The organism is Alteromonas sp. Mac1, assembly GCF_001562125.1.
Taxonomy (GTDB): Bacteria; Pseudomonadota; Gammaproteobacteria; order Enterobacterales; family Alteromonadaceae; genus Alteromonas; species Alteromonas stellipolaris.
Genome location: NZ_CP013932.1, coordinates 3667528 through 3690383, shown reverse-complemented (window position 1 = coordinate 3690383; position 22856 = coordinate 3667528). Strand labels below are relative to the sequence as shown.

The window sequence follows — 22856 nt, the reverse complement described above, 5'->3', positions numbered from 1 at the left end:
TCCCTCACCTTGTTATTCTTGATTGGGTAGAAGCCAATAAAGTGCCATGGCCGCTGTCCATGAAAAGTCAGCTCCCCCACTTCTTGCGCCTGTTTCTGCATGGAACGACTCATTAAACCCGCTAGTGTAAATAAGGTTTCTGCTCGCATCGGTCACTTGTTTAGCTTGCTTGAAGAAACCGTAGTCTTCTAACCCCAGCGTAATCATCCAGTTAATGTGTAACCAAATAGGTCCGCGCCAATAACGTTGTGGCTCATAACAAGGGTCTTCAGGATGAGTTGACGATATAGCAAAGGGTTGATCGGCAAGCCAGTCATCAAGTACGTCGATAAGTTTTGGCATGAGGTTTTCGTTTACCAGCCCTGCAAAAAACGGCAGTAACCCAGCATTGGTTCTTGCACCGCACAGTTTGCCACTGCGGGTATCAAAGCTATGAAACATACTGGTTTCGCCAGACCACAATTTACCTATTGCCGCTTCGGTTAAATCCATACGATGGGCTAAATAGGCCGTTTGTTTGTTATCGATATTTAGCGTTTCGCATAGGGCAAGGAGATCCTTTGTCCCGCGATGCAAAATCGAGATGATACTCACATCATTAACACGATAAGGGCAGTCTTGATAAATCAGCGTGTCATCAAAATTCATTTTGCGGAAGAAATCTACAAGGTATAGAAAACGGTCGTACTCTTCTTTGTGCGGACGCTCAGATGCATCGATGTGATTAATATCACGGCGGGTGTATTCCCAACCCACTTTAGGTACAGCGCGTAATGCATCATCCCACGCTGGGCTGTTATCCATGCCTGATTCCCATGGGTGATAGCTTACCACTAGTCCCGTATATTCAGGATCGCGCTGCTTATACCACCATAAGTGATAGTCAATAAGTTGTTGAACAATCTGCGATATTTGAGAGTCGACTAGCGCTCTATCTTTAGTTTGTTCGAATAATTGGCGAATAACCGTGGCCAGCACCGGCGGTTGAGTAATCGATGTACTGTCGGGGTTATTTTTAACACCCCAAATATCAGGGCCAGGGAAATAGGTATCAGAATGTTGGTGGAATACAACGTGAGGCACCATGCCGTTTTTCCATTGAGCACTTAACAGTGAAGTGGTTTCTTCCCATGCACGAGGTTCATCAAATGGAAGCCAGCCTAGCGCCACAATGGCAGAGTCCCAATTCCACTGAAAAGGGTAGAGGCCGTGAGTAGGCACTGTGTACCCACCTAAGTCGTTCTTAATTAGCGTAGCTTTTGCATCAGCAATTAACTGGTCGTCAGTTTGTGTGGCGATAGTAGTCATCTAAATACCCATATTGAGTTCTAATTAAGATGATTATTGCACAATAGGCAAAAAAATAAACCCATTTTGGGTTGAAAGTAAGAAAAATGTGTTTTATTGTAAATGCGAAGTTAATTATAAATAGGTGATGTACGGCAAAGTGGGAAGCCGTTAGCAACACCAAATGCCAAAACATATTGGAGATACACCGTGAACAAACTACTTCTAGCCACTACCATTTCTTCGCTACTAGCAGGAAATGCATTAGCTCAAGATACAAATCAGCAAACCAAAGAAGAAAGTGTTGATAAGAATAAAGCCGACTACGAACAGATTGTCGTAACAGGGACAAGCCGAGCGCGGCTAATTGCCGAAACGCCGCAATCGACAACCTCACTGGGTGAGGCTGAAGTGGCAAAGCTTTCGATGAGTAGCCAAGCAGATGTGCTGCGTTATGTTCCAGGCGTTAAAGTTGAAGGTGGTGGAGGTGAAGTAGCAACTAACTTACAAGTTCGCGGTTTACCTTCTTCAGGTCAGTTCCAATTTACGCCTTTGTTATATGACGGGTCGCCAACATTGAGTGCGTTTGGCTTAAACTCATCCGCTTACGATGTTTACTATCGAAATGACCTAGGTATTGAACGCGTTGAGTTTGTGCGAGGCGGTGTATCTAACTTGTTTGGGCAAGGTTCTGTAGCTGGTGTCATTAACTACCTGTCTAAAAAGGGCACTGAAGAATCAGAAAGCACAGTGCAACTTGAGCTATCAGACAATAATCGTAAAAGAATAGATTTTGCGACTAGCGGCCCGCTTAACGAAAAAGGGCTATTTTACGCGCTATCAGGTTTTTATCGTTACGATGAGGGCCCCATTGATACTGGTTTACCTACAGAGGGTTATCAGCTTCGCGGTAACTTACACAAAGAATTTGATGATGGCAGTGGTTATTTCACTATTTACGGCCAAGCGATTGATGATGAAGTGCAGTTCTTTTTACCTATACCGCTGGATTCTCAAAGCCGAGACCGCGTAGCCGGTAATGATGGTAGCGAAGTAGAATCGACACAAACCTTTTATGCTTCTGGCTTATCCTACGATACCGCGAACGGCAGATATACAACCCCCATTGAAGAAGGTGTGGCCACTCAGGGTGGCTCAATTTCTATGGAGTTTCAAAAAGAGCTGGGCAACGACTTTAACGTGCTTGCTCGTGCTAAGTATGCCAGCTACGACCATCAATTTAACCTATTCCTTGATGGTGACGGTATTATCAACGTACCCGAAACGCAAAGTGAGTATTTAGCAAGCCGTGGATTAGGCGATGTTCAAGATGCGCAGTTTACCTATGCCGGTACCGATATTGCGTTACCTGAAGGTGATTTGTTATTTGCTAACCGTATTTTGGACCGAGACAGACCGGTTACTGACTTTTCATCTGAACTTAACCTTGTGAAATACCTAGATGTAGGCGACTTTTCTCACAGCATTACTGTGGGTACCTTCTTTTCAAGTTCAGAAGCAGAAGACAACAATGTTATTACCCGTTACTTAGGTGAATTTAACAACCAAGCAAGATTGGTTGATTTAACCATCACCGATAGCGACAACAACGACATTATTGTTAGTCAAAACGGGGTAACAGGCCCAGGCATAAGCTTCTCTGATGCCACTATTTCTGCTCGCAGAACCGCATTCTATATTGCCGATCAAATGCAAAGCGACGATTGGATTATTGACGTAGGTATTCGCTGGGAAGATATTGACGGCACCATAACACGCGAAGGAAGCCAAACAGTAATTGTAAACGATGACCCTTCTCTTTATACCGATTTACAGCAAAACGTCACAGGTAATGGTGCCCTGACACATGGCAACGTGTCTAACTCTGAAATCGCTTACTCAGTTGCTGCATTGTATAAAATGGCAGACAACTTCAATGTGTACGCCAACTATTCTCGAGGGTTCTTCTTCCCAGAATTGCGTGGTGTTGCGTTCGATCCGAACGGTGAGCCAGGCACTTACGAAAGTGAAATTGTTAAGCAAGCGGAACTTGGAGCCAAATTCTTCTTCAACGATTTCGTGGGTACGGTAGCGCTGTTTAAAACCGACCTTGAAGATCGCCGCTCAGTCGACTTTGTAAATGATGAAAATGGCGTTGCTGTAGAAGTGCCCGTTTTCCAATCTACCGAGGCTTACGGGGTTGAGGTAGTGGGTAGCTACAATATTACTGACGACCTTATTTTCGATGCCAACTTCACCTACACCGACCATGAGTTCACTGAGTATGAATCTGATCCAAGTGTGGTAGGTAACGAGTTACGCAGAAAGCCGAAAGTCATGTTCAACTCTTCACTGCGCTACACACTAGATGACTGGGACATCTCTTTTTATCACAACTACCACGGAAAAAACTTCACCAATGATGCGAACTCCGTTGAGCTAGATGATTTCCATGTGTTCCGTTTAGATACAGGTTACACCTGGGAGCTTGGACAAGGCGAACGCATTCGAACCAGTATCGCGGTTTGGAACTTGTTTGATTCAGATGGTGTTACAGAAGGATCTCCACGTCTTGGCAATAGCCAAACGGCGGGCGAGTCTTATTTTGTAGGTCGTCCCATTTTACCACGCCGCGTATCGCTGCGTGTACGTTACGATTTTTAGTCGACGTTGACGCTCCCCATTGCTGATAGTTCCGTATGGCGCTATCAGCATTTTTTATTACTAACGCATAATAAGAACCGCATATGAATTTACTAGATTATATTGTCGTGGTTGGCTACTTGGGTGCTTTGCTTGTAATGGGTTTTTCCATGCGACAACAAGAAAGCAAGGGTGATTATTTTCTTGGCGGCCGTTCATTAGGCTGGAAACCCCTTACTCTTTCAGTCATGGCGACTCAACTTTCTGCTATTAGCTTTATCTCTGCACCTGCATTCGTAGGGTTGCGTGAAGGTGGGGGCATGATTTGGCTTTCCTACGAGCTAGCAATTCCTATTGCGATGATATTGCTACTAGGTACTGTTTTGCCCACACTGTATAAATCGGGCGTGGTTAGTATTTATGATTACCTTGAGCAACGCTTTGGCCGCGCAACGCGGGTGTTAATTAGCGTTGTGTTTCAATTTAGCCGTGCGTTTGCCACGGGAATAATGATTTATGCGGTGTCTATCATTCTACAGGGCACTATGGGTATTGAAGCCTGGCAAGCGGTAATATTGACCGGTATCATTACCGTGCTTTACTCGCTTCAAGGCGGCATGAAAGCGGTGGTGTACGCTGATGCCATTCAAATGGTTATTATAGTGCTTGGCACCATTGCTTGTATCGCCATTGGCCTTAATGCACTAGGTGGGCTAGATGTGCTTATCGCCGAGGTGCCAAAAGAACGTTTAGTGGCGATTAACTTTACGTCATTCGGCTTCAATGGTGATGGGTTTGGCTTTCTACCTATGCTATTTGGTGGCCTTGTTTTATATGCATCTTATTATGGCTGTGACCAAACACAGGCGCAGCGCGCTTTATCGGCTAGGAATGAAAACGACCTAAGAAAAATGATTGTGGCAAACGGCATAGTACGTTTTCCGATCACCTTGCTGTACTGCTTTTCAGGGCTTATTGTCGGTACGCTAGCGTTAACAAACTTAGATTTCTTTGAAAAAATTCCAGCCAATAACCCTGATTGGTTAATGCCCACGTTTATTCTTAACTATTTGCCACACGGGCTTATCGGCTTGCTGATTGTAGCCATATTGTCAGCGGCTATGTCTTCACTTAGTTCGGCCATTAATTCATTGTCTGCGGTTACCGTTGAAGACTATTGTCGCATTACCAATAAAGACTTAGAGCATTCTAACTACCTGCGTTTGGCTAAGTTTACAGGGCTGGTATGGGGCGCTATTACCTTAGTGCTTTCACTGTTCGCAGGTAATATTGCGCCTACTATTATTGAAGCTATCAATAAAGTGGGATCGGTTTTCTATGGCCCTATTTTAGCGCTGTTCTTGTTGGCAGTATTAAGCCAAACGCTTAAAGGACGGCATGTGAACCTAGGACTTATCGCTGGCGTAGGCACTAATATCATAGTGTGGTTATTTGTACCCGATGTGTTCTGGTTCTGGTGGAACGTGATTGGGTTTGTGGTGACATGTTCGGTAGCGTGGGTTACTAGCATTGTGTGGCCTACACATCACCCAAAAGGGGTAGCACTGCAAAAATTAACTTTCCATTCAATTTTAACGTGGAAAGACATCATTTTACTAAGCGCATTTTTCGCTTTCATGGTGATAACCTGCATGATTTTACCATCACTTTTTAGCTAACAGGATGTGCTATGAATAAAGATTTCTTAACCTCGCTTTATCTTTCAGGGGTAGATGTAAGTAAACCTAAAGCGTGTCTTGGTCCTTATTTTACCGCTTTGTCTCCTTACGAGCGGGTATGCATATTAGGCGCGGGTAAAGCCGCCGCCGATATGGCTCAAGAGGCCTATCGTTATTTTGGCAACAATGCTTACGGTGCGGTGGTTACCCGTTATGGGTACGAAGCCACGGGCTCAACCGGGAACATAAAGGTTATGAGTGCTTCTCATCCGGTACCCGATGAAAACAGTGTTATAGCGGCTAATACCTTAATGGACATCGCTAGCCGTGTACCGAAAAACGAGCAGGTTATTTTTCTTATCTCTGGTGGTGGCTCTGCGCTGGCCTGTGCACCGGCTAAGGGCGTTACTCTTGAAGAAAAACTGATACTACATAAGTTCTTACTACGAAGTGGTGCCAGTATTGAAGAAATGAACACGGTACGAAAGCATGTTTCATTAATTAAAGGAGGGCGGTTAGCCGCAGCCAGTAAAGGTAAAAACACGTCTTTGGTGATATCGGATGTTGTGGGTGATAACCCCGCCTTTATTGCGTCTGGTTTAACGGTACAAGATAACTCAACCCCTGACGAAGCACTTGCTATATTAGAACAATATGGCTGGGATGAAGACAGTGGTATTGCCGAACATTTGAAGCACGCCCCACCGTTGCCCAAAATAAGTGGTGATTATCACATTGTTGCCAACGCGAATACGGCAATAGATGTTGCGGTTAAAAGTGCACAAACCGAGGGCTGGAATACGCACGTTATTAGCTACGCTGAAACTGGCGAAGCTGCCGAGGTGGCAAAACGTCATGCTGAGATAGCGTTAGACTATAAAAGAAAAGGTAAAACCTGCTTATTGTTTTCTGGTGGCGAACTTACAGTAACCTTGGGTGATACAGAAGGCGAGGGCGGGCCAAACCAAGAGTATTTGATGGTATTGGCCGAAGCCTTACAAGAGCAAGCAGGTATATGTGCGCTTGCCGCTGACACCGATGGGGTTGATGGCAGCAAAGATGTAGCGGGAGGCTATATTGATGAAAGTACGCTTTCTCGCGCATCAGAAAAAGGGCTAGACTTAAAAAAACTTATCAAACAGCACAATAGTTTTGCGTTTTTTGATGGCTTAAAAGATCATATTATTATTGGGCCCACTCGCACCAACGTAAACGACTTTCGCGTTATTTGTGTTTTTTAAAACTGCAACTGTGTGATGGCAAGGGTATAATTCGGTTTTATACCTTGCCCTCCTACGTTAATGAAGTGCTAATTATGCTTGCGTCTATTAAAAATAATCAGCTTTTACGATCGGCTTTTACTGTTAGCAAAGGTGATAAATTATTACCGGATAACCCTCGCGCTATTGTACGTGAAGTGTTTTGGAACATGAACACCACGCAAAGTAAAATAGCAGAGCAGACTCAAATTCCTCAGCAAACCGTGTCACGACTTGTGAAAGGACTGATTGAGCAAGGCGTACTTCGAGTTAACGAAGAAAAAGGAGAAAGCAGCACTGCAACCAAATCTTCGAAAGGAAAAAGTGCATCAGGCATAGCGCCAAACCCAAAGTTCGCCTATTCGTTTGGTTTATCGGTACTACTTGATGCCATTTCGGTAGCTGTGCTGGATTTTACTGGCGAGGTTGTCGATACCTTAATTCTTGAGCTTGGTGATATGGGTATTGAATCGGTATTGCGAAAAGCGGTAGCAATGGCGAATGAATTGATTGATACCCACGCTATTCCTACTGACCGAATTTTAGGTATTGGAGTGGGGATCTCTGGCTTTTTCAGTTCCACCGATGGAAAAATGAATACCCACCATGCCATTGAAGAGTGGGCGGATATTAACATTGCAGAAACTGTTGCAGAAGCCTTTCAACTGCCTACTTGGGTGGTTAACGATGGTACTGGCGCGGCAGCCGGTGAGGGTATTGCAGGAGTAGGAAGACAGTACAAGAATTTTGTGTACTTGTTTGTTTCAAGTGCGTTTGGCGGTGGGCTGGTGAACAACGGCGAAATGATTCGTGGTACGCATGGCAACGCCGGCGAGCTCGGAGACATGCTTCCAGCCAAGCTTTACAGCCATCCTAACTTGCAATTGCTACAGCGAATCTTGTCAAAGCATGGCGTCGACGTGCCTTCAATTTATAAGTTAAATGAAATCTTCGATCCTAACTGGCCTGGGGTAGATGAATGGATTTACAAGGTTCAGGATTCTTTTGATTTAGTCGCCACCGCAAGTTCAGCGCTACTCGACAGTCAAGCCATTATAATTGGTGGGCATATCCCTACCCAGCTGGCAGAAAAGGTAATTCCCCGAATCGATGTTTATGCGCAGTTTAGACGAGGCGCAAAGCGCCCCTTACCTGAAATTGTGTGCGCGAAAGTCACTAGGAGTCCTGTTGCAGTAGGCGCGGCGACGCTACCTTTAAGAGAGTGGTTTCTTTAGTCACCGCATCAGAAGGATGTAGCGTTAACTGTCACTGGCAACAATTCTATCTTTACCAGTACGCTTAGCTTGATAAAGCCGTTTGTCGGCTATATCAATTTGCGTCTCAAGGTTAGTGTGTTTTTCTGCGCAAATACCAATGCTGCACGTTATGTTTAATTGGTGCTGCGTAAAGTGTGTGCTTCGTACAAGATTAATAAATTGCGAAACGTTCCCTAGGTGTTCCTTCAACGCTCGGGTAGATATCACTGTAAACTCTTCACCCCCATAGCGAACCACTAAGTCTTCACTAAAATGTTCTTTTAATAGAGTGGCAAACTCTTGAAGTAACATATCTCCGGCTTTATGGCCCTGGTTGTCGTTTACTTCTTTAAAATTATCGATATCAATCATGCATACCGTTACCCCAGAGAAGAGTGTGTTTTGGGCTAGTATTGCCCCACCTTGCTCAATAAGGTAGCGGCGGTTGTAAACTTGAGTAAGGGGGTCGATATTGGCAGACTGCCTGATGGTTTGAATCATTTCCTGTGCTTCTAAATTTTGCATCACTCGGCAAAAAAACTCTTCGTGATAGAAAGGTTTAGAAAGAAAGTCATTTGCGCCACTTTTAATAAATTTGGAGGAAAGTACGCCATCATTGGTACCGGAAAGTCCAATAAAGATTAAGTCTTGCATGCGACGCTCGTGTCTTATGGCTTTGATCAGTTCGTATCCATCCATATTCGGCATACGGTGATCAGAAATTACCATGCGGATATCTTGATGCTCAGAAAGCACGTTAAGTGCCTCTCTACCATCACTTGCCTCATGTATTTGGAAATGAAACTTTTTTAGCAGACCACAAATATAGTTTCGACTGGTAACAGAGTCTTCGACCACGAGTACTTTGGTGGTGAGATTTTTTCTTAAGCGGTCAATGAGCTTAATCACCTGATTGTAGGAATAACGTGATTCTTTGGTTATATAATCAAGTACACCTAAATCGAGAAGCTGCGAACGCGTAAACTCATCAAAGTTACCCGTTAACACCAAGGTGGGTATTGAGTACGATAAGCTGAGTTCTACGCTCTCACCGTTGGGGGCATCTGGTAAATTCAAATCTACGATGGAGGCAAGAAAATCGCTTCCTTTCTCAAGTTCCCGAGTAGCCTCGGCAAAATCTTTGCAAAGGACTGGCGTAAGGTAAGGATTGTCTTCCAACAGTTTACTTAAAATTTTGCGGACGGTTAGGCTGTCTTCTACCACCAATACTTTATTCATGACGACATCGGCTCTTAGAAACTAGACGCCAAGAATAACGAAAATGTAGGAACAATGCGCCCCTAGGAGCGCAATATTATACTGAAGTCTACCTTCGCGATAAGCGAAAAAAGCTGTTACACCTCAGTGGGTTAAATTTTGTACTGCCAACTAATTCTGCTCTGGGGGTACGCGAACCCAACCTTCCATTAAAATACGGGCGCTTCTGCTCATGACCGCTTGTTCAATGTTCCATTTATCGTTTTCGAAGCTAGCTTTTGCACCTACACGCAAAGTGCCAGATGGGTGCCCGAAAACTATCGCTTCACGTTCTGTGCCGCCAGCAGCAAGGTTCACTAATGTGCCGGGAATAGCTGCGGCTGCAGCAATGGCTACAGCGGCCGTGCCCATCATGGCGTGGTGCAGTTTACCCATAGACATAGCGCGCACGAGTACATCAATGTCATTTCCCAAAATGTCTTTACCACTAGAGGCCTTATAGCCTTTAGGTGGCGCAACCATAGCTACTTTGGGGGTGTGTTGGCGTGTGACCGCTTCGCCAATGTCGTTGATTAGCCCCATTTTAACTGCGCCATAAGCCCGAATAGCTTCAAATTTGGCAAGGGCGGCATCATCATTATTAATGTCATCTTGCAGTTCTGTACCCGTGTAGCCAATGTCTTCCGCGTTGATGAAGATAGTAGGAATACCCGCGTTAATCATAGTGGCGCTGAAAGAGCCTACATCAGGCACTTCAAGAGTATCGACTAAACGGCCGGTAGGAAATATCGCCCCCTCGCCATCGGCAGGATCGACAAAAGCCACTTCAACTTCAGCGGCTGGAAACGTCACTCCGTCTAACTCAAAGTCGCCAGTTTCTTGCACTTCACCATTAGTAATAGGCACCTTGGCAATAATGGCTTTGCTGATATTAGCTTGCCAAATATCTACTACGGCAACGCCGTTGTCTGGAATTTTACTGGCATCAACCAGTCCATTATTGATTGCAAATGCGCCCACGGCGGCAGTTAAGTTACCGCAGTTACCGCTCCAATCTACAAAAGGCTTATCGATAGAGACTTGACCAAATAAGTAGTCAACATCGTAGCCGTCGTGTTCGCTCTTACTAATAAGTACGGTTTTGCTGGTGCTAGATGTAGCGCCACCCATGCCATCAGTTTGCTTGCCGTAAGGATCTGGGCTGCCAATTACACGCAATAATAGCGCATCTCGCGCAGGGCCAGGCTGTTGAGCTGCTTCGGGTAAATCAGATACGTTAAAGAACACACCTTTACTTGTGCCACCACGCATATAAGTAGCCGGTACACGAATTTGAGGAGCATGCTTCATTGGTTATTCCTTTTTTGAGTGATGGCAATGGTTTTTTACGATGATTGGTGGCATTGGCTGGTTGCGATGGTTGCTTACTAAGAGTGATAACGATTAAGCCCCGCTCAAAACACACCAATCCATACTGTAGTTAGAGGAGGTAAACATTCAAATCCTGAACAACCTCTAAATCCACCACCTAAATTCATCTTCTAATTAACGTTGTTGGAGAATGGTAGGGGAAAGGTGATGTCGGTTCAGGGCCCTCAATTCGCATGGATGCGAATTGGGAGCCTACAGGGACGTATTTACGGCGTGCCCGGTACCGACATTACTTTCCCCTATCCCAGCGATAACTAAGTAGCTTCAGCTTCTAAGAAGTCTTTGGCAAAACGCTGAAGTACACCGCCTGCGCTGTAAATCGATACCTCTTCAGCGGTATCTAAACGGCAAGTTACCGGTACGTCGAGGGTTTCACCATTAGTACGATTTACCACCAAGGTTAATGTTGCACCCGGTGCAGGTTCGCCTTTAACGTCGTAGGTTTCAGTACCATCAAGCTCAAGCGTTTTACGGGTTGTGCCCGGTTTAAACTCAAGGGGTAATACACCCATGCCAAGCAAGTTGGTCCGGTGAATGCGCTCGAAGCCTTCCGCTGCAATTACTTCTACCCCAGCTAGGCGTACACCTTTAGCAGCCCAATCACGTGAAGAACCCTGACCATAGTCGGCGCCCGCCACAATAATTAGTGGCTGTCTGCGCTGCATATAGGCTTCAATGGCTTCCCACATGCGAACCACTTTGCCTTCAGGCTCAATGCGAGCCAGCGAACCTTGCTTCACTTCGCCATTTTCAAGCACCATCTCGTTGAACACTTTCGGGTTCGCAAGGGTGGCGCGAAGCGCCGTTAAATGATCGCCCCTGTGGGTGGCATAAGAGTTAAAGTCCTCTTCTGGCAATCCCATTTTCGCCAAATACTCACCTGCCGCACTCGCCGCCATAATCGCGTTAGAGGGCGACAAATGATCGGTAGTAATGTTATCGCCCAATATAGCCAGCGGACGCATGCCCGTCATGGTACGTTCAGCATCCATCGCGCCTTCCCAATAAGGTGGGCGGCGAATATAGGTGCTCATTTCACGCCAATCGTATAGCGGGCTAATGTCGCTGCCAGTATTCACTTTTAAGTCGAACATAGGCTCGTACACTTTACGAAAATGCTCTGGTTTCACGCTTTTCGCGACAATGGCATCAATCTCTTCATCGCTTGGCCAAATATCTTTAAGCGTGACCGGGTTACCGTCGTTATCAATACCTAACACGTCTTTTTCAATATCAAAACGGACAGTGCCCGCAATAGCGTACGCCACCACTAATGGCGGTGAGGCCAAAAAGGCTTGTTTCGCATATGGGTGAATACGACCATCGAAGTTACGGTTACCAGAAAGTACCGCTGTGGCGTATAAGTCTCGGTCTATAATTTCTTGCTGAATTTTAGGGTCTAGCGCGCCGCTCATACCGTTACACGTTGTACAGGCAAAGGCCACTACACCAAAGCCTAACTGTTCTAGTTCGCCCATTAAATCGGCCTCTTCTAAATACAGTTTTACTGCTTTAGATCCAGGGGCTAATGAACTTTTCACCCAAGGTTTGCGGGTTAAACCACGCTGGTTTGCATTGCGGGCAATTAAGCCTGCTGCAATTACATTGCGAGGGTTTGATGTATTGGTACAACTGGTAATGGCAGCAATAATTACTGCGCCATCAGGCATTTTGCCTTCTTCTTGTTCCCATGCGCTGGCGACACCGCGCTGTGCCAAATCGCTGGTGGCTAAACGAGCATGTGGATTCGATGGGCCAGCCATGTTGCGGCCAACTGATGATAAATCAAAGGTAAGAACACGCTCGTATTCGGCACTCGCTAATGAATCTGCCCATAAACCAGTGTGTTTGGCATACTGTTCAACTAACGCAATTTGCTTTTCTTCTCGGCCTGTTAAACGCAAATAATCGATAGTTTGTTGGTCGATGTAGAACATGGCCGCGGTAGCGCCATATTCGGGTGTCATGTTTGAAATAGTGGCGCGGTCGCCAAGGGTGAGGTGAGTGGTTCCCTCGCCATAAAATTCCAAATAAGAAGACACCACGCGCTCTTTACGTAAAAACTCGGTAAGGGCAAGTACAATATCGGTAGCCGTAATATTTGGCTGTGGTTTACCCGTAAGCTCGACACCCATTATATCGGGTAGGCGCATGTAAGAGGCGCGCCCTAGCATAACGCTTTCCGCTTCAAGGCCGCCCACACCAATAGCAATAACGCCTAGCGCATCAACATGCGGGGTGTGACTGTCGGTGCCAACCAAGGTATCAGGAAAGGCTACACCATCGCGAGACTGAATAACCGGCGACATCCGCTCTAAATTGATTTGGTGCATGATGCCGTTACCTGGCGGTATCACATCCACGTTTTTAAACGCTAATTTAGTCCAGTCGATAAAATGAAAACGGTCGTCGTTACGTCTGTCTTCAATAGCGCGGTTTTTTTCAAACGCGTCGGGTTCAAAACCCGCATGTTCAACGGCTAATGAGTGATCGACAATTAACTGGGTAGGCACTACAGGATTTACTTTCGCCGGATCGCCGCCTTTTGCGGCAATGGCATCCCGTAAACCAGCTAAGTCGACTAACGCGGTTTGCCCTAAAATATCGTGGCATACCACCCGGGCAGGAAACCACGGAAAATCTAAGTCGTTCTTGCGGTAAATAAACTGCTTGAGTGACTCTGTTAGTGCGTCTGGGTTACAACGGCGCACTAAGTTTTCAGCAAACACACGAGAAGTGTAGGGAAGTTTGTCGTAGGCGCCAGGTTCAATGGCTTCCACTGCCTCGCGGGTATCGAAAAAATCGATTCCTGCGCCAGGCAGAGGTTTACGGTATTCGTAATTCATATTACTCATGATTTTAAGCCTTAGTCATTAACTACGTGCAGACATAGGAGGTACGTCACGAATATCTTCACCTGTATATTCCGCTGACGGACGAATAATGCGGTTGTCAGCGCGCTGTTCCATCACGTGGGCTGCCCAGCCGGTTAGGCGAGACATTACGAATATAGGGGTAAACAACTTAGTAGGAATACCCATAAAGTTGTAGGCTGATGCATGGAAGAAATCAGCGTTACAGAAAAGCTTCTTCTCGCGCCACATCACTTCTTCACAGCGTACAGAAACAGGGTAAAGCACATTGTCACCCACATCGGCTGCCAGTTTTTCAGACCAGCCTTTAATAATCTCGTTGCGTGGGTCAGATTCAGAATAAATGGCATGACCAAAGCCCATGATTTTGTCTTTACGCGATAGCATAGCCATCATTTTTTCTTCAGCGTCGTCGGCTGAGGTAAAGCCTTCAATCATTTCCATGGCTGCTTCATTAGCCCCACCATGTAATGGACCGCGAAGTGAGCCAATAGCACCAGTGACACATGAGTGCATATCAGACAATGTTGAGGCACACACACGAGCGGTGAAGGTAGATGCGTTGAATTCGTGCTCTGCGTACAAAATAAGTGAAACGTGCATCACTTGTTCATGTAGCTCACGTGGTTTTTCGCCGTGTAGCATATGCAAGAAATGACCACCGATAGAATCGTCATCGGTTTCTACATCAATACGAACGCCATCGTGAGTAAAGCGATACCAGTAACAGATAATGCTTGGGAAGCAGGCCAGCATGCGGTCGGTAGCATGGCCCTGCTCACTGAAATCGTTTTCCATTTCAAGATTACCCAACATAGAACAACCCGTACGAAGTACATCCATAGGATGGGCGTCTTTTGGAATACGCTCTAGCACATCTTTAAGGGCTTGGGGTAATCCGCGCATACTACGAAGTGTGGTTTTGTATCCATCTAACTCGGATTGATTAGGCAATTTACCTTTTAAAATAAGATAAGCTACTTCTTCAAACTGGCAACTGGCTGCTAAATCTTTTACATCGTAACCACGGTATGTCAGGCCAGAACCTGATACGCCTACAGTAGACAGTGCTGTTTTTCCTGCAACTTGGCCGCGTAATCCCGCGCCACTTAATTGTTTAGCCATCTTGTTGTCTCCGGTCTTGTGTATGTAAGGTACAAAAGTTTGTTTAGTTTTCTAATTCAACAATCGTTATGAAAAATTGCTGCTTTTAACAAAATATTACTCGATGCAAATTGTCGCTCGAGGCCGCGGATGTGGAGGCAGGGAATACGAGCGCTGCCCCTCCGAGGCATGGATGCCGAGGCGGAGCCCCCATGGATGGGTTTACGGCGTGGCAGCGCCGTATCCCTGCCTCCGCAGCCAAGGCGACCTCCGCAGCCAAAGCGACCTCCGCAGCCAAAGCGACCTCCGCAGCCAAAGCGACCTCCGCAGCCAAAGTGACCTCCGTAGCCAAAGCAGCTTTAGCCGCCAGCCGTTAGCCTTTGCCCTTGGCGAACAGTTCGTCGAGCTTTTGCTCGTAGTCGTGATAGCCAAGGTAATCGTATAACTCCATGCGGGTTTGCATGGTGTCGACAACGGCTTTTTGATCGCCATTATCAAGTATTGATTGGTACACGTTTTCAGCGGCTTTGTTCATGGCGCGGAAGGCACTTAGTGGGTAAAGCACCATCGCGGCACCCCATTCGCCAAGCTGTTCTTTGTTCCATAGTTCGGTTTGTCCGAATTCGGTAATGTTGGCAAGAATAGGGACGTCTAGCGCTTCTGAAAATGCACGGTAATGTTCTTCAGTCTTTACCGCTTCTGCGAATATGCCGTCAGCCCCAGCGGCTACATAAGCCTTGGCGCGTTCAATGGCTTTTTCTAATCCTTCTTGTGCGAAAGAATCGGTTCGCGCCATAATGAAAAAGTCGGGGTCGGTTCTAGCATCTACCGCGGCTTTAATTCGGTCGACCATTTCTTCAGTGCTCACAATTTCTTTGTTAGGGCGATGGCCGCAGCGCTTTTGCGCGACTTGATCTTCCATGTGAACAGCTGCTGCACCGGCTTTTTCCATATCGCGAATGGTTTTTGCAATATTAAATGCGCCGCCCCAGCCCGTGTCTATGTCTACCAATAACGGTAAATCGCAGGCTGATGTAATGCGTTGTACATCAACAATAACGTCGTTAAGTGATGTCATGCCCAAATCGGGTAAACCGTATGAAGCATTGGCAACGCCGCCACCGGAGAGGTATATCGCTTTATGGCCGATAGATTTTGCCATCATGGCGGTATAGGCATTAATGGTGCCTAATATTTGCAGTGGCTTATTGTCGGCCAGTGCTTGTCTGAATTTCTTTCCTGCACTCATAAATAACACTCTCTGGTTTCAAATTAGGTTGGTGTGGGGCTAAGTTTGTTTTCAATATTGTTCTTTGAATAAAGAATATGGCGGCGCATTAGCATTTCGGCTAGCTCTTCATCGCGATTCGCAATGGCATTCACAATATGTCTGTGTTCATCGAAAGCGGTGCTTACTCGTGGGCCAGCCATACCAAGTTGCACGCGATACATGCGTACAAGATGATAGAGTCCATCTATTAACACGCTAATCAGGTGATTGTTCTTACTGCCAGTGACGATGCGGTAGTGAAAGTCTACATCTCCCGCTTCTTGGTAATAAAGCTGGGCGTCTTTTACTGTGTTGAAATGGGAATCTAATAAGGCTTGCAGTGACGCAACTTCTTCATCACTCATATGCCTAGCGGCTAAGCGGGCTGCCATACCTTCTAACGCTTCTCGTACTTGATAAAGTTGAATAAGCCCTTCTGGGGTGAGGGAAACAACTTTGGCTCCTACGTTGGCTTTGCGTTCTACAAGGTGGCAGGCAGCAAGTCGGTTAATTCCTTCGCGAATAACCGCGCGGCTGACTTCATATTTTGTCGACAACTCAGTTTCACTGAGTTTGGAGCCCGCAGGAATAACCCCTTCTACAATGTCTTTACGCAATTGAAAAAAGGTTCTATCTGCATTTGTTACAGGCTTTTCTAGGTCTATTTGCACCGACAAGTTAGGCACCCTAAAATAATGACATGTCGACAATATAGGGGTGATTTAGGCTTTGGTCAAACTAAATTGCTATTAATTGTCGACAAAGTGCCGGTCGTTTTAAATGTTCAAACTAAGTTGAGGGCGAGTAAATACGGTTTGTAGCATAGACTACCTTTGCCTAGGCTATCTATCCCTTGGGTTAACACATACGCGAGGCCCTACTCATTTATTATGAGCCTAAACATTGATTGCCAGCGAAGCAGTTCAACTTCTCGCTCGGCAGAAGCAGAGAAAAAATGATTGTCTAAATGGTCTAGTAAACCTGACGCACACAGTTGTGTAGAAAGCGTTTAACATTGCTACCTAACAGTATGATTATTAGACAAAAAGTCAGGGTTAGTGAAGAAAGCATTGATGAGTAATTAGCCTAACCAATTGGTCTAATTTTAAAAGCTCAATTTAATAAAAGTGCAATATTTCGCTATGCAAGCTATCAGGAAGTCAGTATCATATTTTTCCAGTCTTCAAGCCAAAACTCCAGTCGTGAGTAGATGGGGGCTGGTAGGGTAGAGAAAGTGACATTGATACCAGTAGGGATACACGCCACTTTCATAAGGATATCCATAAATCAGCTAAACGTTACGCTTCGTAACACCCTCTATTTGTGAGTTTACTGGCTTTTAAAGTTCCAAAGAGAACGTGAAGCAGCCTAAAAACAATAAATTTTCGACACTAAACACTCTCGCAAAGGGGTTACACATGATCACGAATACTGACGTGTCTAAGACACTCGCCAGTAAGCTTTCGCCTGTCGCTTTGGCAGTAGCACTAACTGTACCTGCTATTTCTTTTTCTACATTTGCTCAAGAAGCTGAAGTAACTGAAGAGCAAAAGTACGAAGCCATTACCGTTACTGCGACTAAGCGCCCTCAGGTTATCTATGAAGTACCAATTGCAATTAGTGCATTTGACGGTGATATGCTAGCTGAACAAGGCATTACTGACTTAACGGATGTTGGTAAGTTTGTTCCAAACTTAAACGTAACTGGCTTCTCAGCGGGTCACACTTCCTCAGTAAACCCTTTCATTCGTGGTATTGGTCTTCAAGATCACCTTATCACTACTGATCCAGGTGTAAGTGTGTATGTGGATGGCGTGTATTTAGGCCGCCAAGTAGGTCAAAACTGGAGCTTGAACAACATCGAGCGTATTGAGGTACTTCGTGGTCCTCAAGGTACACTTTATGGTCGTAACTCGATTGGTGGTGCTATTAACATCATCACCAAAGAGCCAGATCAAGGCGATGTTACCAAAGTAAATGCAGAGTTCGGTACTCGCGGTCGTGTTAAAACTGACTTGTTCGTGAACCATGCATTATCTGACACCTTGGCATTTAACATGAACCTTGCTTACAACACCCGTGATGGTTTGGGCGAGTTCATTAACGTACCTAATGCAGAATATGATGTTGGTGAAACTGAAGATATTTCAGGTCGTATCTCGGTAAAATTTGAGCCGTCTGATGACTTCCGTATGGTATTAACTGCCGATGCCAATAATGGTGATGGTGGTTTACGTCCTTATACTGTGCTTATTGATGAAATGCCAGAAGGGCGTTTTTATGCTGGCACAAACAGCTTAGGGCTAGAACTTAGAAATACCGATGTTACCCCAGAAGGGTATGATATATACGATAACGCTACTGGCACACCTGAAGTGACTAGCGTATCGAATGAAGCCCGCGGTGTGTCTCTAACTACAGAGTGGGATATTAGCGATGACTATACCGCCAAGGTAGTAGCGAGCCGTCGTACATCTAAGTACAAAGCTGGGCTTGATGATGATGGTACTATTTACTCGTTAGACCAATACCCAGAGCGCGGTGAAGCCGACCAAACGTCAATTGAAGTTCAATTAAATGGTTACATCAATGAGTACACTGACTTCGTTGCTGGCCTTTATTATTTCAATGAAGAAGGTAGCAACCGCCAAGGTAGCGATTCAAGTTTCGATGGCGGTGGAAACACCCTTCAACTCGACCAAGAAACCACAAGTAAAGCGGTATACCTAAACCTTCGTCATGATTTAACTGACGAGCTTAGTGTGTCTGGTGGTATTCGTTACACTGAAGATGAAAAAGACGCGTCTGCAAACGTATTTGATGCCCTTGGCACTATTTACGATGCAAATGATTGGGATGAAGTTACCTGGGAACTGGCCACCAACTATACCTTTGAAAATGGCATGACAGGTTATGCCACTATTCAAAATGGGTATCAGTCTGGTCAATATCCAGCACGCCCTTATTGCTTGATTGGCGAGTTCTTTGGCGCTGGCGGTTTTGATGATTTAGACAATGCAGTAGCGGCAGTTAATGCGAGCAACTGTTTCGTCGCTTCTGATAACATCACTGCTGTGAACTACGAAGTGGGTGTTAAAGGTCGTGTTAATGAATACTTCGACGTAAGCGTTGCAGTATTCAACACTGAGTTTGAAGATCTTCCGTACCAAGTTAGCCGAGTAAGCGAAGGTGGTTTTGATACAGCAAACTTAGTGGTTGAACAAACCTCTCGCGGTATCGAACTAGACACTACCTTGAACGTAGGCAACTTCAGCATGCTAACCAGCATTGGTTACATGGATGTTGAAGTTGATGAGCAAGACGGTTTTAACCCTGTCGCGCCATTAACGCCTGATTTAACGTTTGCGATTGGCCCGTCGTATACTTTCGACCTTGAAGGTGGCGACAAAATTCGCGCTCGTATCGACTATTCATACCGCGCAGACATGTACGGTGAGCCTAGCTCAGAGCCTGCTCGCATGACAGAAATTGAAAGCCGCGAATTAGTTAACTTCGATGTGGCGTACACGCCAGCGGATGAGGCTTACACGGTTGCATTATATGGTCGTAACATTTTTGATGAGCGTTATGACAATGCTCGCTTGAATACGGGCGATTATATTCTGCAAGTATTAAGCAACGACGCGAGCGAATTTGGTGTACGTTTCTCAACTGAGTTTTAATTAACGAATTGAGTAAGCTAAAAAGCTTAAGAGCAAAAAAATAACCGCTGCATTTGTACTAAATGCAGCGGATATAGGCAAACAAAAAGGCTGGTTTATAACCAGCCTTTTTGTTTTGCGATTCTGGCAGCATCGACACGGTTTGTTGCATCTAGTTTTGCTATAGCTTCAGATAAATAATTACGCACAGTACCTTCTGATAAAAATAGCGTTTTCGCGATATCTTGGGTTTTTAATCCATCTCCTGCGAGCTTTAACGCTTTACTTTCTTTTGCCGAAAGCGGGTTACTGTCATCCAGCGCCATTAACGCAAGTTCAGGGCTAATAACCCTTTCACCTTTTGCTATTTTTTGTAGCGCATTCACTAAGTACTCACTGTCGGCCTCTTTTAGAACAAACCCTTTAGCGCCCAATGCCAGCGCTCGCTTTATATAGCCAGGTTTAGAGAATGTGGTCATTACCACCACTTTGCTGCTTATAGATAAAGCGTTTAGCTTTTCTGCTAAATCTAGCCCCGATACTAAGGGCATTTCAATGTCGGTAAGAATAATATCGGGTGCGTTGTTCGCGCCAAGCCAATCTAAAGCTTCTTGTCCGTTGGCGCACTTCCCGCTTATTTCAAAGTCGTCTTCTAACGACAATAAGGTGGCAATAGCATCACGCACTAAAGATTGATCTTCTACTACTAAGATTCGATTCATTGCTGGTTGCTCGATATGAAATTAGTCATTTTTATCTATGTGCACATGCACTATGCGCTCGGCTCGCTACTATTATGTTTAGCAAGTAGCGGTAATTGAAGTGTAAGCACCGTTGGTGAGCCCCACTGAAACTCAACTGTTGCATTAATGAGTTCAGCCCGCTCACGAATACCTTGAACGCCGTTGCCCTCTGTTTTGCAGCGACTGTTACCATTGTCAGCAATAACAAGGTTCAATATATCGTTTGTGCATTGAAGGGTAAGCGTTACTTGATTGCCCTTGCTGTGGCGCAGAATATTTGTAGTCGCTTCTTTTATAATTAACGACAATTGGGTTTCTTGAAGGGGAGTAAGAGGAGTAAGGTGAGTGAAGCGGCTCTCGTCTACATCGCTCACTGCATCACTTACCACGTCGCTCATTACATCAAAGCCTTGCTCAGACAATTTAGCCATGTTTTTAGCTATTTCTTCGCGCAACGATAGCTGTTTAATGCCACTTACCGTTTGCCTAATCTCACTGAGCAATTGCTGAGAAAGCTGAGCCAATGCTTTTACTTCTGCTTGCGCTTCAGCAGTGCGGCCCTTGGTTAGTAGCTTGTCGGCCACTTGAGCTTTCAACGAAATACTGCTTAATGCATGGCCGGCCACATCGTGAAGATCACGACCTATGCGTTCTCGTTCGGCAATAGCACTTAAAGTGCCCAATGCGGCAGCGTGTTTCGCTTCCTTTTGTTGGAAAAGGGTTTCTTTGCGTTCCATTACGCCAAAGCCAAATAGTACAGCGATGTTTGCCCCTGCGGCGAGGAAAAAAAACAAACCGGTAGGGTATAAATACACTTTCATAAAAATAAGCGAAGCAGATACTGCCAGTAACAAGATAATGCCAATACTGAAGCGATAGTAGTAGCCAACAATAAAGCTAACAAAGCCAAAAATCACCGTGCCACCCGGGTTAACCAAGCTGGTGGTATAGGCTAATAAAATCATTCCCGTTAGGTAATAAGGCAGGCGATTTACAGGTTGATTTACACTCAGTACGTAAAGAAAAACAAAGGTGACAAAGCCCATAACAATAAGCGCCATTACCCCATTGGAAGGCGCATCTCGCATGAATAGCGGTGGAACAAAATAGAACAGCGAAAAAATTAACGAGCTGTACGACCACTTCTTCTTACGTCCATGTGCCAGCAAAGGTAATGCGGGAACTTGTGCCTGAGCATTGCTTTTTATTGAACTGCTATTCATCTAGGTATTTCGTCCTTATTGAAATACAACGGCAGACTTGCTGGTGATAAGCAAAGTACCTGAAACAATTAATATAATACCCATTGCAGCATAGAAGTCGAAAGTTTGTTTCCATAAGATGACAGAGGCTGCGGTAATAAGGGCAATACCCATTCCAGACCATATAGCATAAGCAACACCTACCCCCATATGCTTGAGTACAGTGGCAAAGAGTATTCCTGAAATCATGTAAAACGCGATAGCGCCGTAGCCGAAGTACCATTTCTCCCAGCCGTTTGAGGCTTTTAGTAATAAGGTGGCAGTGACCTCTGTCACAATGGCTAGGGCGAGTAATAAATAAGTCATGTTTTTTCTCCGGTATAAACCTTAGGTCGAAATAGTGTCTCGGTTAATTGAGATTTTTGGGCTAAATTTGCTCTAGTTTAAAAAGGGTCTAGTGTATAGCGACCTCCTGACAAAACCCCTTTCTTCAAAAAGAAGCTAGCGAAGTTCTAGTGGCAACCTTTGGATTGGCCCGTGAAGTAGAGCCTGTGTCAGTGGCAGAGGTATTTGTAGCACTAGTTGCAGTGCCGTCAACGGCGTTCGAAGTGGCAAGTTTAATATTCTGGTACCTAGATTCTAGGGTAACGAGCGAGACCAAATACACCGCCACAATAACCGCTGATATGGCTTCAATACGAGCTTCTGGAAACACATACCAAGCAATGAGAATGCCCAAGGTACGGGCAATAGTGTGAAAGTAGCCAACCCAGTGTTGGATAGCCCACGATAGCGGCATCCACATAAGCCCAGTGAGTATGCCAATACTGAGTGGAAGCGTAGTATGGTCGATAGCGGCAACGGGCAGGGCGATGGCAAATACCAGTAATGCCATGGCCATTCCAATAAAAAACAAGGTGTCGAATTCAGTATTTTGGCGGTCTTTCGAAAAGAAGCGTTCGCCAGTTAAATAAGAAAGCCCTGAACCAATATAGAAAATAGCGCCGGTTCCAAGGTAGAGCATCCAAGTTTGAATTACCTCATTGAAAAAAGGCGATGCACAACCAATTGCCGCCCAAACTAATGTGCCGGCCAGTGGCATGGCGATAAAGCGGCGTTGTTTCATAATGTCGCGTTGCTGTTCTAGCGTTAGTGTTTGTGTGTTCATCACGATGCCTTTTAGTTGATAAATAAAAGTGCGTAAGCAGTGATGAAAGTATGTAGTGCGT

At 45.4% G+C, this 22856-nt stretch carries 16 protein-coding genes; 5 read left to right on the top strand and 11 right to left on the bottom strand.

Annotated elements, in window-relative coordinates; genetic code table 11:
- Positions 1-12 precede the first annotated feature (12 nt).
- Positions 13-1308, bottom strand: a complete 1296-nt coding sequence (locus AV939_RS15795; RefSeq protein ID WP_057789774.1) for an MGH1-like glycoside hydrolase domain-containing protein — start codon at positions 1306-1308, stop codon at positions 13-15.
- Positions 1309-1497: 189 nt separating this feature from the next.
- On the opposite strand from AV939_RS15795, the gene AV939_RS15790 reads away from it, so the two are divergent.
- The 4 genes from AV939_RS15790 (at position 1498) to AV939_RS15775 (ending at position 8103) form a co-directional block, all read left to right on the top strand.
- On the top strand, positions 1498-3951 hold the full coding sequence (locus AV939_RS15790; RefSeq protein ID WP_057789776.1) for a TonB-dependent receptor: 2454 nt from the start codon (positions 1498-1500) through the stop codon (positions 3949-3951).
- A gap of 83 nt (positions 3952-4034) precedes the next feature.
- On the top strand, positions 4035-5609 hold the full coding sequence (locus tag AV939_RS15785; protein WP_057789778.1) for a sodium:solute symporter: 1575 nt from the start codon (positions 4035-4037) through the stop codon (positions 5607-5609).
- 11 nt (positions 5610-5620) lie between these two features.
- Positions 5621-6850: a glycerate kinase type-2 family protein gene (locus AV939_RS15780; protein ID WP_061997888.1), complete on the top strand. Its 1230-nt coding sequence runs from the start codon at positions 5621-5623 to the stop codon at positions 6848-6850.
- Between the two features lie 74 nt (positions 6851-6924).
- The gene (locus tag AV939_RS15775) at positions 6925-8103 is read left to right on the top strand and encodes an ROK family transcriptional regulator (RefSeq protein ID WP_057789783.1); all 1179 of its coding nucleotides are present in this window, start codon (positions 6925-6927) and stop codon (positions 8101-8103) included.
- Positions 8104-8127: 24 nt separating this feature from the next.
- On the opposite strand, the gene AV939_RS15770 is transcribed toward AV939_RS15775, so the two are convergent.
- The 6 genes from AV939_RS15770 to AV939_RS15745 all read right to left on the bottom strand — a co-directional run bounded on the left by AV939_RS15770 (position 8128) and on the right by AV939_RS15745 (position 16691).
- Positions 8128-9363 carry a response regulator gene (locus AV939_RS15770; RefSeq protein WP_061997887.1) on the bottom strand — a complete coding sequence of 412 codons (1236 nt, stop codon included), beginning with the start codon at positions 9361-9363 and terminating at the stop codon, positions 8128-8130.
- A 150-nt stretch (positions 9364-9513) separates the two neighbouring features.
- Positions 9514-10692: a 2-methylaconitate cis-trans isomerase PrpF gene (gene prpF, locus AV939_RS15765; RefSeq protein WP_061997886.1), complete on the bottom strand. Its 1179-nt coding sequence runs from the start codon at positions 10690-10692 to the stop codon at positions 9514-9516.
- 335 nt (positions 10693-11027) lie between these two features.
- A complete protein-coding gene (gene acnD, locus AV939_RS15760) occupies positions 11028-13619 on the bottom strand; it encodes a Fe/S-dependent 2-methylisocitrate dehydratase AcnD (RefSeq protein WP_061998227.1) in 2592 nt (863 codons plus the stop codon).
- Between the two features lie 27 nt (positions 13620-13646).
- Positions 13647-14771, bottom strand: coding sequence for a bifunctional 2-methylcitrate synthase/citrate synthase (gene prpC, locus AV939_RS15755; protein ID WP_057789789.1), 1125 nt, complete (start codon positions 14769-14771; stop codon positions 13647-13649).
- 352 nt (positions 14772-15123) lie between these two features.
- Entirely contained in the window at positions 15124-15999 is an 876-nt protein-coding gene (gene prpB / locus AV939_RS15750) for a methylisocitrate lyase (protein ID WP_013782842.1), read from the bottom strand.
- Between the two features lie 23 nt (positions 16000-16022).
- Positions 16023-16691 carry a GntR family transcriptional regulator gene (locus tag AV939_RS15745; RefSeq protein ID WP_057795938.1) on the bottom strand — a complete coding sequence of 223 codons (669 nt, stop codon included), beginning with the start codon at positions 16689-16691 and terminating at the stop codon, positions 16023-16025.
- Between the two features lie 747 nt (positions 16692-17438).
- On the opposite strand from AV939_RS15745, the gene AV939_RS15740 reads away from it, so the two are divergent.
- Positions 17439-19703: a TonB-dependent receptor gene (locus AV939_RS15740; protein ID WP_057789793.1), complete on the top strand. Its 2265-nt coding sequence runs from the start codon at positions 17439-17441 to the stop codon at positions 19701-19703.
- Between the two features lie 95 nt (positions 19704-19798).
- Here the strand turns inward: AV939_RS15740 and AV939_RS15735 are convergent, their stop codons facing one another.
- From AV939_RS15735 to AV939_RS15720, 4 genes are all read right to left on the bottom strand, one after another.
- On the bottom strand, positions 19799-20404 hold the full coding sequence (locus AV939_RS15735) for a response regulator transcription factor (protein ID WP_057789795.1): 606 nt from the start codon (positions 20402-20404) through the stop codon (positions 19799-19801).
- Positions 20405-20454: 50 nt separating this feature from the next.
- The gene (locus AV939_RS15730; RefSeq protein WP_057789797.1) at positions 20455-21648 is read right to left on the bottom strand and encodes a sensor histidine kinase; all 1194 of its coding nucleotides are present in this window, start codon (positions 21646-21648) and stop codon (positions 20455-20457) included.
- Between the two features lie 15 nt (positions 21649-21663).
- The gene (locus AV939_RS15725) at positions 21664-21993 is read right to left on the bottom strand and encodes a DMT family transporter (protein ID WP_057789799.1); all 330 of its coding nucleotides are present in this window, start codon (positions 21991-21993) and stop codon (positions 21664-21666) included.
- Positions 21994-22117: 124 nt separating this feature from the next.
- Positions 22118-22795, bottom strand: coding sequence for a DUF7010 family protein (locus AV939_RS15720; RefSeq protein ID WP_231751131.1), 678 nt, complete (start codon positions 22793-22795; stop codon positions 22118-22120).
- Between the last annotated feature and the right edge of the window lie 61 nt (positions 22796-22856).

Excerpts from the sequence above, each read along its gene's own strand:
- AV939_RS15795 (WP_057789774.1), bottom strand. The coding sequence starts at position 1,308 with ATGACTACTATCGCCACACAAACTGACGACCAGTTAATTGCTGATGCA.
- AV939_RS15785 (WP_057789778.1), top strand. The coding sequence starts at position 4,035 with ATGAATTTACTAGATTATATTGTCGTGGTTGGCTACTTGGGTGCTTTG.
- AV939_RS15780 (WP_061997888.1), top strand. The coding sequence starts at position 5,621 with ATGAATAAAGATTTCTTAACCTCGCTTTATCTTTCAGGGGTAGATGTA.
- AV939_RS15775 (WP_057789783.1), top strand. The coding sequence starts at position 6,925 with ATGCTTGCGTCTATTAAAAATAATCAGCTTTTACGATCGGCTTTTACT.
- AV939_RS15770 (WP_061997887.1), bottom strand. The coding sequence starts at position 9,363 with ATGAATAAAGTATTGGTGGTAGAAGACAGCCTAACCGTCCGCAAAATT.
- prpF (WP_061997886.1), bottom strand. The coding sequence starts at position 10,692 with ATGAAGCATGCTCCTCAAATTCGTGTACCGGCTACTTATATGCGTGGT.
- acnD (WP_061998227.1), bottom strand. The coding sequence starts at position 13,619 with ATGAATTACGAATACCGTAAACCTCTGCCTGGCGCAGGAATCGATTTT.
- prpC (WP_057789789.1), bottom strand. The coding sequence starts at position 14,771 with ATGGCTAAACAATTAAGTGGCGCGGGATTACGCGGCCAAGTTGCAGGA.
- prpB (WP_013782842.1), bottom strand. The coding sequence starts at position 15,999 with ATGAGTGCAGGAAAGAAATTCAGACAAGCACTGGCCGACAATAAGCCA.
- AV939_RS15740 (WP_057789793.1), top strand. The coding sequence starts at position 17,439 with ATGATCACGAATACTGACGTGTCTAAGACACTCGCCAGTAAGCTTTCG.
- AV939_RS15735 (WP_057789795.1), bottom strand. The coding sequence starts at position 20,404 with ATGAATCGAATCTTAGTAGTAGAAGATCAATCTTTAGTGCGTGATGCT.
- AV939_RS15730 (WP_057789797.1), bottom strand. The coding sequence starts at position 21,648 with ATGAATAGCAGTTCAATAAAAAGCAATGCTCAGGCACAAGTTCCCGCA.
- AV939_RS15725 (WP_057789799.1), bottom strand. The coding sequence starts at position 21,993 with ATGACTTATTTATTACTCGCCCTAGCCATTGTGACAGAGGTCACTGCC.
- AV939_RS15720 (WP_231751131.1), bottom strand. The coding sequence starts at position 22,795 with ATGAACACACAAACACTAACGCTAGAACAGCAACGCGACATTATGAAA.